13 protein-coding genes are annotated in these 13,081 nt (G+C 61.5%); 3 read left to right on the forward strand and 10 right to left on the reverse strand.

Going from position 1 to position 13,081, the window contains the following annotated elements; translation table 11 throughout:
* Positions 1 to 36: 36 nt before the first annotated feature.
* Complete coding sequence (locus H6P80_RS11620) at positions 37 to 1,581, forward strand: flavin-containing monooxygenase (RefSeq protein ID WP_185801534.1); 1,545 nt, start codon at positions 37 to 39, stop codon at positions 1,579 to 1,581.
* On the opposite strand, the gene tgt is transcribed toward H6P80_RS11620, so the two are convergent.
* The 6 genes from tgt to H6P80_RS11650 all read right to left on the reverse strand — a co-directional run bounded on the left by tgt (position 1,560) and on the right by H6P80_RS11650 (position 6,221).
* The gene (tgt, locus tag H6P80_RS11625) at positions 1,560 to 2,684 is read right to left on the reverse strand and encodes a tRNA guanosine(34) transglycosylase Tgt (protein WP_185801535.1); all 1,125 of its coding nucleotides are present in this window, start codon (positions 2,682 to 2,684) and stop codon (positions 1,560 to 1,562) included. The genes H6P80_RS11620 and tgt overlap by 22 nt on opposite strands.
* A gap of 9 nt (positions 2,685 to 2,693) precedes the next feature.
* Positions 2,694 to 3,719 (reverse strand): tRNA preQ1(34) S-adenosylmethionine ribosyltransferase-isomerase QueA, encoded by a 1,026-nt coding sequence (queA, locus tag H6P80_RS11630; RefSeq protein WP_185801536.1) that lies wholly within the window; start codon positions 3,717 to 3,719, stop codon positions 2,694 to 2,696.
* A 7-nt stretch (positions 3,720 to 3,726) separates the two neighbouring features.
* The gene (locus H6P80_RS11635; RefSeq protein ID WP_235973874.1) at positions 3,727 to 4,413 is read right to left on the reverse strand and encodes a peptidylprolyl isomerase; all 687 of its coding nucleotides are present in this window, start codon (positions 4,411 to 4,413) and stop codon (positions 3,727 to 3,729) included.
* 145 nt (positions 4,414 to 4,558) lie between these two features.
* Positions 4,559 to 5,068 (reverse strand): pantetheine-phosphate adenylyltransferase, encoded by a 510-nt coding sequence (coaD, locus tag H6P80_RS11640; RefSeq protein WP_185801538.1) that lies wholly within the window; start codon positions 5,066 to 5,068, stop codon positions 4,559 to 4,561.
* A complete protein-coding gene (locus tag H6P80_RS11645) occupies positions 5,068 to 5,925 on the reverse strand; it encodes a polyprenyl synthetase family protein (protein WP_407947247.1) in 858 nt (285 codons plus the stop codon). Before H6P80_RS11645 ends, coaD begins: the two co-directional genes overlap by 1 nt.
* A gap of 44 nt (positions 5,926 to 5,969) precedes the next feature.
* Entirely contained in the window at positions 5,970 to 6,221 is a 252-nt protein-coding gene (locus H6P80_RS11650) for an exodeoxyribonuclease VII small subunit (protein WP_185801540.1), read from the reverse strand.
* A gap of 98 nt (positions 6,222 to 6,319) precedes the next feature.
* Between H6P80_RS11650 and H6P80_RS11655 the strand changes: the two genes are divergently transcribed.
* Positions 6,320 to 7,684 (forward strand): NAD-dependent succinate-semialdehyde dehydrogenase, encoded by a 1,365-nt coding sequence (locus H6P80_RS11655; protein ID WP_185801541.1) that lies wholly within the window; start codon positions 6,320 to 6,322, stop codon positions 7,682 to 7,684.
* Positions 7,685 to 7,694: 10 nt separating this feature from the next.
* Here H6P80_RS11655 and H6P80_RS11660 read toward each other — a convergent pair whose 3' ends face one another.
* The 4 genes from H6P80_RS11660 to H6P80_RS11675 form a co-directional block, all read right to left on the reverse strand.
* Positions 7,695 to 9,362, reverse strand: coding sequence for a long-chain-fatty-acid--CoA ligase (locus tag H6P80_RS11660; RefSeq protein WP_185801542.1), 1,668 nt, complete (start codon positions 9,360 to 9,362; stop codon positions 7,695 to 7,697).
* A gap of 78 nt (positions 9,363 to 9,440) precedes the next feature.
* A complete protein-coding gene (locus H6P80_RS11665) occupies positions 9,441 to 10,205 on the reverse strand; it encodes a DUF1013 domain-containing protein (protein WP_185802120.1) in 765 nt (254 codons plus the stop codon).
* Between the two features lie 108 nt (positions 10,206 to 10,313).
* Positions 10,314 to 11,339, reverse strand: a complete 1,026-nt coding sequence (locus H6P80_RS11670) for a glycosyltransferase family 4 protein (RefSeq protein ID WP_185801543.1) — start codon at positions 11,337 to 11,339, stop codon at positions 10,314 to 10,316.
* Positions 11,336 to 12,199 carry a UDP-2,3-diacylglucosamine diphosphatase gene (locus H6P80_RS11675; protein WP_221892993.1) on the reverse strand — a complete coding sequence of 288 codons (864 nt, stop codon included), beginning with the start codon at positions 12,197 to 12,199 and terminating at the stop codon, positions 11,336 to 11,338. Before H6P80_RS11675 ends, H6P80_RS11670 begins: the two co-directional genes overlap by 4 nt.
* A gap of 167 nt (positions 12,200 to 12,366) precedes the next feature.
* On the opposite strand from H6P80_RS11675, the gene H6P80_RS11680 reads away from it, so the two are divergent.
* On the forward strand, positions 12,367 to 13,074 hold the full coding sequence (locus H6P80_RS11680) for a cysteine hydrolase family protein (protein WP_185801545.1): 708 nt from the start codon (positions 12,367 to 12,369) through the stop codon (positions 13,072 to 13,074).
* Positions 13,075 to 13,081: the final 7 nt, after the last annotated feature.

Consider the following 13,081-nt stretch of genomic DNA (forward strand, 5'->3'; position numbering starts at 1 on the left):
CTATTTTGCAACTTAAATAGCGAGAGGAACGCGGCCATGGCGCGCGAGGATGCACCCCAACATTTCGACGTGATCGTCGTGGGCGCCGGCATTTCCGGCATTGGTGCGGGCTATTATCTGCAGAAAAACTGCCCACAAAAAAGCTATGCGATCCTGGAAGGCCGCGAGAATTTCGGCGGGACGTGGGATCTCTTCCGCTATCCCGGCATCCGTTCGGATTCGGACATGTTCACCCTTGGCTATGCGTTCAAACCGTGGACCGAGCAGAAGGCGATCGCCGACGGCCCCTCGATCATGAACTATCTCGACGAGACGGCGACCCAGTACGGAATTCACGAAAAGATCCGCTATCGCCACATGGTGCGCCACGCCTCCTGGTCGACCGAGGAAGCGCAATGGACCGTCGACGTTGAGATCGGCGAAGACAAGCAGCCGGAACGCTATACCTGCAACTTCCTTTTCATGTGCTCGGGCTATTATCGCTACGAGGCCGGCTATACGCCCGATTTCAAAGGCACCGACCGATTCCAGGGCCAGATCGTCCATCCGCAGCTCTGGCCCGAAGATCTCGCTTATGAAGGCAAGAGGGTTATCGTCATCGGATCTGGCGCGACGGCGGTGACGCTGGTTCCCGCGCTGGTGGATAGCGACACGCCGGCCGAACATGTCACCATGCTCCAGCGCTCGCCGACCTATATGGTCTCGCGGCCGGCCAGCGACAAATTCGCCAATCGGCTGCGCAAGATCCTGCCCTCAAAAATGGCCTATGCGATCATCCGTTGGAAACATGTGCTGCTCCAGCAGCTCATCTTCCGCCGGGCACGCACCAAGCCCGCGCCGATCAAGGAGTTCCTGATCAAACAAGTGCGTGAGGAGCTCGGCCCCGACTATGATGTCGAAACGCATTTCACGCCCAGCTACAATCCCTGGGAACAGCGGCTTTGCCTCGTGCCCGACAGCGATTTCTTCAACGCGATCAAGCGTGGCAAGGCTTCGGTAGCCACCGACCATATCGACACCTTCACCGAGAAAGGCATCCTGCTGAAATCGGGCGAGGAACTGGAAGCCGATATCATCGTGACGGCGACCGGGCTGGAACTTCAGATGGCCGGCGGCATTTCCGCGGAAGTCGACGGCGAGCCGGTAAATATGGCGGAACATGTCAGCTACAAGGCGATGATGTTCGACGATGTGCCGAACTTCGCGATCTCCTTTGGTTATACCAACGCCTCCTGGACGCTGCGCGCGGACCTGACTTGCGATTATGTCTGCCGCCTGATCAACCATATGGACGCAACCGGCACCGAAATCGCGACGCCGCGCCTACCCAAGGACGAGGAAATCGCACGCCTGCCCTGGGTCGATTTTTCTTCCGGCTATTTCCAGCGCGCGGCGGACAAGCTGCCCAAGCAAGGCGACAGGGGCGTCTGGAAGAACCTCCAAAATTACCCGAAAGACATCTTTGCGCTCAAATATGGAAAGATCGCCGACGAGGCGATGGAGTTCACCAAGCGCCATCCCGTGGGACAAACGGCGCGGACCGGCGAAGAAGAAGAGCCTCAGGCCGTCGCTGCCGAATAGCGACTCCTGAAATCGGTGGCGAACGCGGCGAAGCGCCCCTCGCCGATCGCCGCACGCATATCCGCCATCAGCGCCTGGTAGAAATATAGATTATGCTCGGTCATCAGCATCGCGCCGAGAATTTCGCCGGACCGGATCAGGTGATGGAGATAGGCGCGCGACCAGGTGTCGCAGACCGGGCAGGCGCAATCGGGGTCTAAAGGACCGGTATCTTCCGCGAAACGGGCGTTCTTGATGTTGATAGATCCCGAGCCCGTGAACGCCTGTCCCGTCCGCCCGCTTCTCGTCGGCAACACGCAATCGAACATGTCGATGCCGCGTTCCACCGCGCCGACAAGATCGTCGGGCTTGCCGACCCCCATCAGATAGCGCGGCTTGTCTGCTGGGAACTGGCCCGGTGCGAAATCGAGGCAGCCGAACATCGCCTCCTGCCCCTCGCCGACTGCGAGCCCGCCGACTGCGTAGCCATCGAAGCCGATATCGATCAGCGCCTCGGCCGAGACCTTGCGCAATCGCTCGTCGAGTCCGCCCTGCTGGATACCGAACAGCGCACCTTGATTGCCGAGCGCATCGAACGCCTCCCGCGAACGCTTGGCCCAGCGCATCGAGCGTTCCATTGCTTCGGACTGCGCCCTGGGCGTGTCGGTCGTCTTCACCAGCTCATCGAACGCCATGACGATGTCGGATCCCAACAAGGTCTGGATTTCCATCGAGCGCTCGGGGCTCAGCATATGGCGCGAACCGTCAATATGGCTGGCGAACTGGACGCCCTCCTCGCTGACCTTTGTACGATCCGACAGGCTCATCACCTGATAGCCGCCGCTGTCGGTCAGGATCGGGCGCTCCCAACCCATAAAACCGTGCAACCCGCCGAGCTTGGCGACGCGCTCGGCGCCGGGGCGGAGCATCAGGTGATAGGTATTGCCGAGGATGATATCGGCACCCGAGGACCGCACGTCGGCGGGCTTCATCGCTTTCACGGTCGCCGTCGTACCGACGGGCATGAAAGCGGGCGTACGAATTTCGCTGCGCTTCATCCGGATCGCGCCTGTGCGCGCGCGGCCGTCGGTCGCGGCGATCGAAAAGGCGAAGCGCTTGGTCATCAGCGCGCCTTAAGGCAGCAAGAGGCTCGCGTCACCATAGCTGTAGAAGCGGTAGCCGCCCGCTATCGCATGGTCATATGCAGCGAGCATCCGCTCGCGGCCCATCAGCGCGCTGACGAGCATGAACAGGGTCGACCGCGGCAGATGAAAATTGGTCATCAGCCCGTCGATGGCGCGGAAGCGATAGCCGGGGGTGATGAAAATCGCCGTATCGCCTTCGAACGGACGGATGACATCTTCTTCGCCGGTCGCGCTTTCCAGGAGACGCAGGCTCGTCGTACCGACGGCGATCACCCTTCCGCCCCCGGCACGTACGGCGTTCAGCCGCGCCGCGGTCGCATCGTCGATCCGGCCCCATTCGGCGTGCATGACATGGTCGTCGCTGTCCTCCGCCTTCATCGGCAGAAAGGTGCCCGCACCGACATGCAAGGTCAGCGTCTCATGGCCGATACCGGCCGCCTCAAGGCGCTCCATCAGCGCAGGCGTAAAATGCAGCGCGGCCGTGGGCGCAGCGACCGCGCCTTCTTTTTCGGCGAACATCGTCTGATAGTCTTCGCGGTCGCGCGCATCGGTGGGGCGTTTTCCGGCGATATAGGGCGGCAGCGGCATACGCCCTGCCCGTTCCAGCAACGTCTCCACCGGCTCGCCGCCTTCGAAGCTCAGCAGGAAACTGCCATCTTCGCCGCGATCACTGGCGATGGCGGTAACGCCTTCGCCGAAATCGATCCGGTCGCCATTTTTTAGGCGTTTCGCATTGCGGACAAAGGCGCGCCATTGGCGCAGCGCTTCGCGCTTGTGCAGCGTCGCGCCGATCTTCGCGTCGCCGCGCTTCCCCTCAAGTTGCGCCGGAATGACGCGTGTATCGTTGAAAACGAGGACATCGCCAGGCCGCACGCAATCGGGCAATTCGCTGACCACGCGATCGGTTGTCGCGTCGCCTTCGAGAACCAGCATACGCGCACTGTCCCGCGGGTCCGCGGGTCTCAGCGCAATGTGGTCTTCGGGAAGCGCAAAATCGAAAAGGTCTACGCGCACGGCGTGTTTATTGCGGCGCGGTGCCCGACCCTTCGGCCGCTAGCGCCGCTTCGAGCGCCGCCGTTCCGCTCTGCGCGGCAGGACGGCTGGCTGCGGCGATCTCTGCAGCGGTCGGCGGCGGCACATTGTCGGACTGGATCGACGCGCGAATGATGCGCGCTGGATTGGCCGGCGGTTCGCCACGCGGAATAGCATCCACCAATTGCATGCCACTGATCACGCGGCCGAAGACCGAATAATTCTGGTCGAGATTGAGGTTCGGCATGAACATGATGAAAAACTGGCTGTTCGCACTGTTCGGATCAGTCGTGCGCGCCATGGATACCGTGCCGCGGACATGCGGCAACCTGTTGAACTCGGCCTCGAGATCGGGAAGCGGCGAATCGCCCTGCCCGGTTCCCGTCGGGTCACCGGTCTGCGCCATGAAACCCTCGATCACGCGATGGAACACAAGGCCATTGTAGAAGCCTTGGCGCGTTAATGTCTTAATCCGCTCGACATGATGCGGTGCGACATCGGGCCGCAGCCGGATGGCCACACGCCCGCCGGTCGACAGGTCCAACAGCAGTGTGTTTTCCGGATCGGCGGCAGGGGTCGCTGCGGTGCCGACGACGACAGGCGCGGTATCGGTCACTTCCTCGACGGCAAAGGGCCTGTCTTCGTCCTGCGCGGCCGCAGCGGCGCCGAAAGCCATGGAGGCCAATATAAAGAGTAAGAATTTCAAACGCATACTATCCTCGTAGAATTCGATTGTGCCGCCTATCGCGCAGCGGCCGACGAATTGAAAGCTCCCTTACCCCAAGCAGAGTGCGCCTGAAAGCCATATGAACGGCGACCGTCTAATCTCCCTTGCGGCCTATCTTTTCCACACGCGCTACCACCTCGGTTTCAACGGCTGGCGTCACGAACTTGTGGATGTCGCCACCATACATGGCGATTTCCTTTACCAGTCGGGACGCAATCGGCTGGAGCGCGACATCGGCCATCAGGAACAGCGTCTCGATATCGTCGTTGAGCTGCTGGTTCATGCCCGCCATCTGATACTCATATTCGAAATCCGCCACGGCGCGCAGACCGCGGATGATAACGGTCGCGCCCTCGCGTTCGGCAAAATCCATCAGTAGCGAATTGAACGGCACAACGCGGATATGGCCTTCGCAATCGGCGACCTCCCGCTCCACCATGGAGAGCCGCTCCTCGTCGCTGAACATCGGCGATTTCGAAGGGTTGGTCGTCACGCCGATAATCAGCGTATCGACGAGTTTCGCCCCGCGCCTGATGATATCCATATGGCCGAGCGTTATCGGATCGAATGTGCCCGGATAAACGCCGGTGCGGTCGGTACCCATCAGTGCGTCCTTTCTATCGCGAAGCGCGCGATCGCGCGAAGCATATCCGCTTCCTCGCCGAAATCGCGCAGGTGATCGATCGCCTGATCGACAAGCATTTCCGCCTGTTGCCGGGCACGGTCGACACCGAGCAACGACACGAAGGTCGCTTTGCCGGCTTCCGCGTCCTTGCCCACGCGCTTGCCGGTATTTTCTTCATCGCCTTCGACGTCCAGCAAATCGTCGGCGATCTGGAAGGCCAGGCCAAGGTCGCGCGCATAGCCGCGCAGATGCGTACGATGCTCAGGCGGTATCCGCGCCATAATACACGCCGCCTCAAGACAGAAGCCGATAAGCGCGCCCGTTTTGAGCTGTTGGAGCCGCGTCACAGCCGGCAGGTCGAGTTCGCGATGTTCCGCTTCCAGATCCATCATCTGACCGCCGCCCATGCCCGCCGGGCCGCTGGCCCGGGCCAATTCCGCCATCAATTCCGCCCGTACGAAGGGATCGGCATGCGTGGCCTTCTCTCCGAGAATCTCGAAGGCCAGCGCCAGCAGGCAATCTCCCGCCAACACTGCGGTCGCTTCGTCGAATGCCTTGTGAACGGTCGGCTTGCCGCGGCGGAGATCGTCATCGTCCATGCAAGGAAGGTCATCATGGATCAGCGAATAGACATGGATACATTCGACCGCGAAGCCCGCACGCATCGCGCTGTCGCGATCGACGTTGAAAACCTCGCAGGCGGCCACGATCAGCATCGGACGTAGGCGCTTGCCGCCACCGATCGCCGCATGACGCATCGCTTCGTAAAGTTTTGCCCGCGAATCACCGGGCACCTTCAGCCAAGTGTCGAACAGGATGTCGACATCTTTTGCCATACGATCGAGCGCCGGCTTCAATCCTATGGAAACGACTGCCATTCCTAGGCCGGATCGAGCGGTTCGGTACCCGCCGGCTTGCCGTCGGCATCGAGCTGAATCTTCTCTATTCGTGCCTGCGCGGCTTTCAACCGGGCTTCGCAATGCGTGCGCAGCCGATCGCCGCGTTCGTAGAGCGTAATCGATTCGTCGAGCGGCGCCTCGCCCGCTTCGAGCTGGCGCACGATGCGTTCCAGTTCTTCCAATGCCGCCTCGAAAGAAAGGCCCGAAATATCCTCTGCGCGTTCGTCCGTCATGCAGTCGCTATGGGCGAGCGACCGAGCTATGGTCAAGCCAGTCGGGGCGCGGCTGGGCGATTCGCTCAGCCTTCAGGAATCTTTCGGAGGAGTTTGCGATGCCAACCCAGGTGAATCCCGCTACAGGGGAAGAGGGAAAGACCTTTCCAGCGCTGGACGACGGCCAGATCGAAGCGAAGATCGCCCAGGCGGTCAGCACCTATCGCGGCTGGCGCACGACCGACTATGAAACGCGCACGGACCTTCTGAGAAAAATCGCGGATCAGTATGATACGCAACGAGAAGAGCTCGCAGCGATCATTACCGCGGAGATGGGCAAGCCGATCAAGCAGGCCCGCGCCGAGATCGACAAATGCGCCAAGGGTTTCCGCTTTTACGCCGATAACGGTCCTGACATGCTGAAGCCGATCGAAAAGCCGCTGGTGAGCGGGCGCTCGGTATCGCACTGGCTGCCACAGGGCCCGGTTCTCGCGATCATGCCGTGGAATTATCCCTTTTGGCAGGTCGTGCGCTTCCTCGCCCCGACAATCATGGCGGGCAATGTCGGCCTGTTGAAACATGCCAGCTCGACCCCCGAATGCGCCGCCATGCTGGAACAGATGGTGCTCGACGCCGGCGGCCCCGCCGGGCTGTTCCAGAACCTTCACATCAGTGCGTCGAAAGTCGCCGGGATCATCGACGACCCGCGCGTCGTCGCCGTGACCATCACAGGCAGCGAAGCCGCGGGCATCAAGGTGGCCGAACAGGCGGGACACAATCTCAAAAAGGTCGTTCTCGAACTTGGCGGATCGGATCCATATGTCGTCATGCCGAGCGCGGATGTCGAGCAGGCCGCCAGGACCGCCGTTACCGCCCGGCTCCAGAATGCCGGCCAGTCCTGCATCTGCGGCAAGAGAATGATCGTTCACGAGGATGTCTACGACCGCTTCATGGAGATTTTCGTCGAGGGCGTGAAGAATATCAAGATCGGCGACCCAACCGACGAAGCGACGGAAATGGGCCCGCTTTCGAGCGAGGGCGCGCGCAACGATATCGCGCAGCAGCTCGAAAAGGCGGTCCAGCAAGGCGCCACCAAGCTTTACGGCGGCGATATTCCCGATAAGCCGGGTGCCTGGATGACGCCAGCGATCCTTACGGACATTCCCGCAGGCGCGCCCATCGCCTGCGAGGAATTCTTCGGTCCGGTCGCCATGGTGTTCAAAATCAAGGATCTCGACGAGGCGGTGGCCGTCGCCAACGACATCCCTTTCGGACTCGGCTCCAGCGTCTGGACGACGGACGAGGCCGAGCAACAACGCTTTATTCGCGATATCGAGGCGGGGATGACGGCGGTGAACCAGATGCTGGCCTCCGACCCCTACGCACCGTTCGGCGGCGTCAAGCGGTCGGGCCATGGCCGCGAGCTAGGCCCCTACGGGCTTCACGAGTTCATGAACCTGAAGAATGTGATGCTGCCCGAATAAGGGAGGGCGCTCAAACGCCTTCTTCGGCGCGTAATGCCTTGCGATCGAGCTTGCCGACCATCGTTTTCGGCAGGTCCGTGCGGACCTCGACGGCCACGACCTGTTCGTGCTTGCCGAGCTGCGGATTGAGCCATTCGAGGATTTCCGTGCCCGCCGTTTCGCTGCCCGTTTGCAGCGATACGAACGCCTTGGGCTTTTCGCCGGTATAATCGTCCGGCACGCCGAGCACGATCGCCTCTTTAACCGCGGGATGCTTGTACAGGATCTGCTCGATCTGGCTCGGAAACACCTTGTAGCCGGACACCGCGATCATGTCCTTCAGACGGTCGACGATATAGATATAGCCGTCGGCATCGATCTTGCCGACATCGCCGGTTCGCAGAAAGCCGTCGTGAAGCACTTTCTCGTCGGCATCGGGGCGGTTCCAATAGCCGAGCATGACCTGCGGCCCGGCGACCAGTATCTCGCCCGGTTCGCCCTCCGTCGCGGGCTCGGACGGGTCTTCTTTGTCGACCAGTTTAACGATCGTGCCGGCCAGCGGCTGGCCGATCGATCCGGGCCGGTCTTCGCCTTCGTAGGGGTTGGTGGAAACGACGCCCGAAGCTTCGGTAAGACCATAGCCTTCGACCAGCTTCGCGCCGGTCGCCGTCTCGAACTTCGTCTTGGTTTCCAGCGGCAACGGCGCGCCGCCCGAAATGCACACTCGCAGCGAGCTGAAATCGGTCTTCGCGGTCCGCGGATGATCGAGCAGCGCCGTGTACATCGTCGGTACGCCGGGAAGCGCAGTCGCCCTGGTGCGTTCGATCGCCTTTAGGGTCTGCGCGGCATTCCAGCGCGGCAACATGATGATTTCTCCGCCGCGAACCACCGTGCGATTCAACACCGTGGTGTTGGCGAAGACATGGAAGAAGGGCAACACGCCGATAATCCGGTCCTCGGCCTGCTGGTCGGGATCGAGATCGTTGGTCTGCCGGGCATTGGCGGTGATGTTCTGATGAGTCAGCATCGCCCCCTTGGGCGTTCCCGTCGTTCCCCCGGTATACTGGATCAGTGCGATATCCTTGCGCGGATCGATCGGCACCTTGTCGCAATCGCCCTTGTTGTCGACGAGTTCGGCAAAGGGGATGACATCGCGGCGTTTGGGAACATCGACATACTGATCGCGCTGGAACATCCGGAACAGCAGCGACTTCGCCATCGGCAGCGCCTCAACCACCGTACCGACGACAAGCTTTTCGAGCGAACTGTTGTCCAGCACCTTGAGCGCGGTCGGCAGCAAGGCCGACGCCGACAGGGTAACGAGAATCTTCGTGCCCGAATCCTCGACCTGATGGGCAAGCTCTTCGACCGTGTAGAGCGGCGAGAAATTGACCGCGATCGCGCCGATCTTCATCGCGCCATAATAGGCCGCCAGATAGTGCGGCACATTGGGCAGGAAGAGACCCACCCGATCGCCCTTCTTGACGCCCAACTGCTGAAGCCCGCGCGCGACGCGGTTTACGCCCAGCCGAACGTCCGCATAGCTGAATTTGCGGCCCATGAAGTCCGCGAGATAGGCGTCGGGATGCGCCGCCGCGCTCTCCGCGAACATCTGCGGCACGGACAGCGGCGGGTAGCTCCGGTCCCACAGGCCGGGATGCTGAAAACTATCGCGCCATATGTCGGGGATCGAAACCATGAGCGCCCTATAGCAACGCACAAATACAAATCAAATTACTTACAGCTATGTAAGTAATACTGACGATTTGCGGGCTCGCTAGTCGTCCTTCTTGCGGAAAAGCTCTTCCGCGCCTTCGGGAAGTGCCTTGGGAGCGGCTTCGTCGGCCGGTAGGTCAGGCCAGCCGGATGCCGGCGCGGTGTCTTCCGCCTCGCCTTCCGCAGCCTCGCCCTCGAGCGCCGCGGCTTCCGCGGCCAGCGCCGCTTCGGCTTCGGCATGTGCCGTTTCGCGCTCGTGGCGAAGCTCTTCGATGAGCGCGGCGCGATCGCCTTCGATCGTCTCGTCCTTCGGCGCTTCAAGGCCGGCTTTCTTGGCCGCCTTGGCGACAACGGCGTCGAGCTCGCGCTGCGAACACAGGCCCAGGGTCACCGGGTCCTTGGGAACGATTTCCGCGATGTTCCAATGGGTACGATCCCGAATCGCGTTGATCGTATTGCGGGTCGTGCCGATCAATTTACCGACCTGCGCATCCGAAATCTCCGGATGGTTGCGCAGCAGCCAGGCAATGCCGTCCGGCTTGTCCTGCCGCTTGGAAACCGGCGTATAGCGAGGCCCCTTGGTACGGCGGACCTGATCGGGCCCCTTGGACATCTGGAGAGTATATTCGGGATCGGACTGGCCTTTCTCAATTTCTTCCATCGTCAGTTCGTGCGCCGCGATAGGATCGCGGCCGGTAAGCTTGGTCGCGGCGGTATCGTCGGCGATCGCCTGGACTTCCAGGATATGCAGACCGCAAAATTCGGCGATCTGATCGAAGCCGAGCGAGGTGTTGTCGACCAGCCAGCTGGCCGTAGCATGGGGCATCAGGGGATGGGCCATGGTGAACTCCGGATAATAAAAGGGCCGCCCCTCACGGGACGGCCGGAATATGATGCCTATGTAGGAGAAAGCGTTGTTCGGGGCAAGAGAGCGCTAAGCCGCTTCGTCGAAATGCTCCTCGATCGGGGCGAGCGCGGCGAGAAACTGCTCGGCGCTACGCCTCCAGGTGAAACCGGAGCCGAATGCGGCACACCGCGCGCGATCCCGCATCAGTGCCCCGGCGATCGCGACATCAAGGTCGGCGTCGAGGCAAGCGACATCGGACGTCACCACGTCGATCGGCCCGGTCACGGGATAGGCGGCAACCGGCGTGCCAGATGCCAGCGCCTCGATCATCACGAGGCCGAACGTGTCGGTCTTGCTGGGAAAAACGAAGACGTCGGCGCCGGCATAGGCGCCCGCCAGCGCCGCTCCCGAAAGGGCGCCCAGGAACAATATGTCGGGATAACACGCTTGAAGCGCGGCGCGCGCCGGGCCGTCGCCAACGACCACCTTGGTGCCCGGCTGGCGTGTCTGCAGGAAGGCTTCGATATTCTTCTCGACCGCTACCCGGCCGACATAGAGCTGGATCGGACGCGCGAGCTGCGCATAGCAAGGATGCGGCGGCACACCGGGCGAAAAGGCGTCGAGATCGACCCCCCTGCCCCAATGGCGCAGATGGCCGATGCCATGGGCGCGGAGCTCCCGCCGCACCGAATCCGTCGCCGTCAGAACCGCCTGGGACGGCGCATGAAACCGGCGAATAAACGGCCAGATCCATTCCGATGGCAACCCGGTCCGCTTCGAGACATAGTCCGGAAACTGGGTGTGATAGGCGGTGGTGAAGGGAAAACCGTTGCGGCGGCACCAGCGCCGGGCGGCCAGCCCCAGCGGGCCCTCGGTCGCGATATGGATCGCGTCGGGCACGACTGCGGCGAGCGCCTGCCCCAGCGCGCCGGCGGTCACCAGTGCAAGCTTGATCTCACCATAGGTCGGGCATGGCACCGAATAGAATTGGTCGGGCGAAAAGACGCGAATATCGTGACCCATCTTTTCGAGTTCGCGCCGGACCGATTGGAGCGTTCGCACGACACCGTTGATCTGCGGCGCCCAGGCGTCGGTGACGAGAGCGATTCTCACGCCGCCGCCCTTGCTTCGGCTACGGCGTCGCGCAGCGCCATCTCCTCTGCCCAGTGGAGTATTTCCATCCGGCCGTCGAAATGCTCGACCAACGCCGTGCAACCTTCCACCCAGTCGCCATCGTTATAATAGTCGATGCCTTCGATCTCGCGAATTTCCGCGGTATGGATATGGCCGCAAACGACGCCATCGACGCCGCGCTTTCCGGCCTGTTCCGCAACCACTTCCTCGAAATGCGATATGAATTCGACGGCATTCTTTACCTTGTGTTTGGCCATCTTCGAGAGCGACCAATAGGGAAGCTCCAGCCGCCGCCGCACCGCATTGACCCAGCGGTTAAGGCCCATCAACAGTTCGTAGGCCATGTCGCCGAGATGGGCGAGCCAGCGATGCGCAAGCATGACCGCATCAAACTCGTCGCCATGGAGCACCAGCAACCTCTTGCCGTCGGCCGTGTCGTGGATTGCCTTGCGCCGGATTTCGACGCCGCCGAAATCGAGGCCGGTGAACTGGCGAAACATCTCGTCATGATTGCCGGGAATATAGACGATTCGGGTGCCGCGCTTGGCGCGCTTCAGGATCCGCCAGACGACATCGTTATGTTCGGCCGGCCAGTAAAAGCGCTTTTTCAGCCGCCAGCCGTCGATAATGTCCCCGACCAGATACATCGTCTCGCTGTCGGTGCTGTCGAGAAAATCGATCAGCATGTCGGCATTGCATCCCTTGGTGCCGAGATGGATGTCGGAAATCCAGATCGTCCGGTAGCGGCGTCGCTCGCGCTTCGGCTCAGGGCGTGCTTCGCTATCGCCGGAAAGACGGAAAACGGCGGTATCGGCGAGGAAATCTCGCGCTGCATCCATGGCAAATTCCTTGTCCGGTTGCATCGCCTGGCAGCCTATGACGTTTTATTGTTACAGCTGAACGACGCAGGGCGGTTTTTTTGCCGCGCCGCACAATTTCATGCTTTTTTGCCAATCGGCCGCTCGAGCGTGTAGGATTCCCTCTCTGGAAGAGGAGGAGCGGTGCCATGCACAAGATCGAACTCGATCCCGCGCTCGTTGAAAGGCTGACGGTGGAACGCGGCGGACGCCTGCATGTTTTCGACGATTTCGATCCGGCGCGGACTGCGCATCTCGTCATCGATCTGCAGAATGGTTTCATGGAACCCGGGGCGCCCGTCGAGGTCCCGCTCGCCAAGGCGATCGTGCCCAACGTCAACACGATTAGCGAGGCCATCCGCAAGGCCGGCGGAACAAATATTTTCGTGCGCTTCACGACGCCGTCCGAAACCCTGGATGGCTGGTCGAGCTTCTACAAGCGGTTTCCGAAGGAGGTGCGTCAGGCACATCAGGCGGCTTTTGCCCCGGGCGCACATTACTGGCAGCTCTGGGACGAGCTCGATGTGCGTGCCGACGATCTTGCGGTCGACAAACAGCGATTTTCTGCCTTCATTCCCGATACGTGCAACCTGCACGAAATCCTGCAGGCCCGGGGTATCGACACTCTGCTCATCACCGGAACGCTTACCAACTGTTGCTGCGAATCCACGGCGCGCGATGCGATGCAGCTCAACTACCGGATCATTTTCGCAAGCGACGCCAACGCCACGCTCACCGACGCCGAACATAATGCGACGCTCAACAATATGTGCGCCCTGTTCTGCGACGTGATGTCGACCGAAGAAATTCTCGAAGCACTTGAGCGGAAAGCCCCGGCGGCCGTCGCCGCGGAGTAGGATCGCC

Origin of the sequence: Parasphingopyxis marina, from assembly GCF_014237875.1 — a bacterium.
In the GTDB taxonomy this organism is placed as follows: Bacteria; Pseudomonadota; Alphaproteobacteria; order Sphingomonadales; family Sphingomonadaceae; genus Parasphingopyxis; species Parasphingopyxis marina.

What these genes read in the sequence shown, in the direction of transcription:
- H6P80_RS11675 (WP_221892993.1), bottom strand. Translation starts at nt 12,199, where the DNA reads ATGGATGCAGCGCGAGATTTCCTCGCCGATACCGCCGTTTTCCGTCTT.
- H6P80_RS11645 (WP_407947247.1), bottom strand. Translation starts at nt 5,925, where the DNA reads ATGGCAAAAGATGTCGACATCCTGTTCGACACTTGGCTGAAGGTGCCC.
- H6P80_RS11680 (WP_185801545.1), top strand. Translation starts at nt 12,367, where the DNA reads ATGCACAAGATCGAACTCGATCCCGCGCTCGTTGAAAGGCTGACGGTG.
- H6P80_RS11620 (WP_185801534.1), top strand. Translation starts at nt 37, where the DNA reads ATGGCGCGCGAGGATGCACCCCAACATTTCGACGTGATCGTCGTGGGC.
- H6P80_RS11650 (WP_185801540.1), bottom strand. Translation starts at nt 6,221, where the DNA reads ATGACGGACGAACGCGCAGAGGATATTTCGGGCCTTTCTTTCGAGGCG.
- H6P80_RS11665 (WP_185802120.1), bottom strand. Translation starts at nt 10,205, where the DNA reads ATGCCCCATGCTACGGCCAGCTGGCTGGTCGACAACACCTCGCTCGGC.
- H6P80_RS11635 (WP_235973874.1), bottom strand. Translation starts at nt 4,413, where the DNA reads ATGGCTTTCGGCGCCGCTGCGGCCGCGCAGGACGAAGACAGGCCCTTT.
- H6P80_RS11655 (WP_185801541.1), top strand. Translation starts at nt 6,320, where the DNA reads ATGCCAACCCAGGTGAATCCCGCTACAGGGGAAGAGGGAAAGACCTTT.
- coaD (WP_185801538.1), bottom strand. Translation starts at nt 5,068, where the DNA reads ATGGGTACCGACCGCACCGGCGTTTATCCGGGCACATTCGATCCGATA.
- H6P80_RS11660 (WP_185801542.1), bottom strand. Translation starts at nt 9,362, where the DNA reads ATGGTTTCGATCCCCGACATATGGCGCGATAGTTTTCAGCATCCCGGC.
- tgt (WP_185801535.1), bottom strand. Translation starts at nt 2,684, where the DNA reads ATGACCAAGCGCTTCGCCTTTTCGATCGCCGCGACCGACGGCCGCGCG.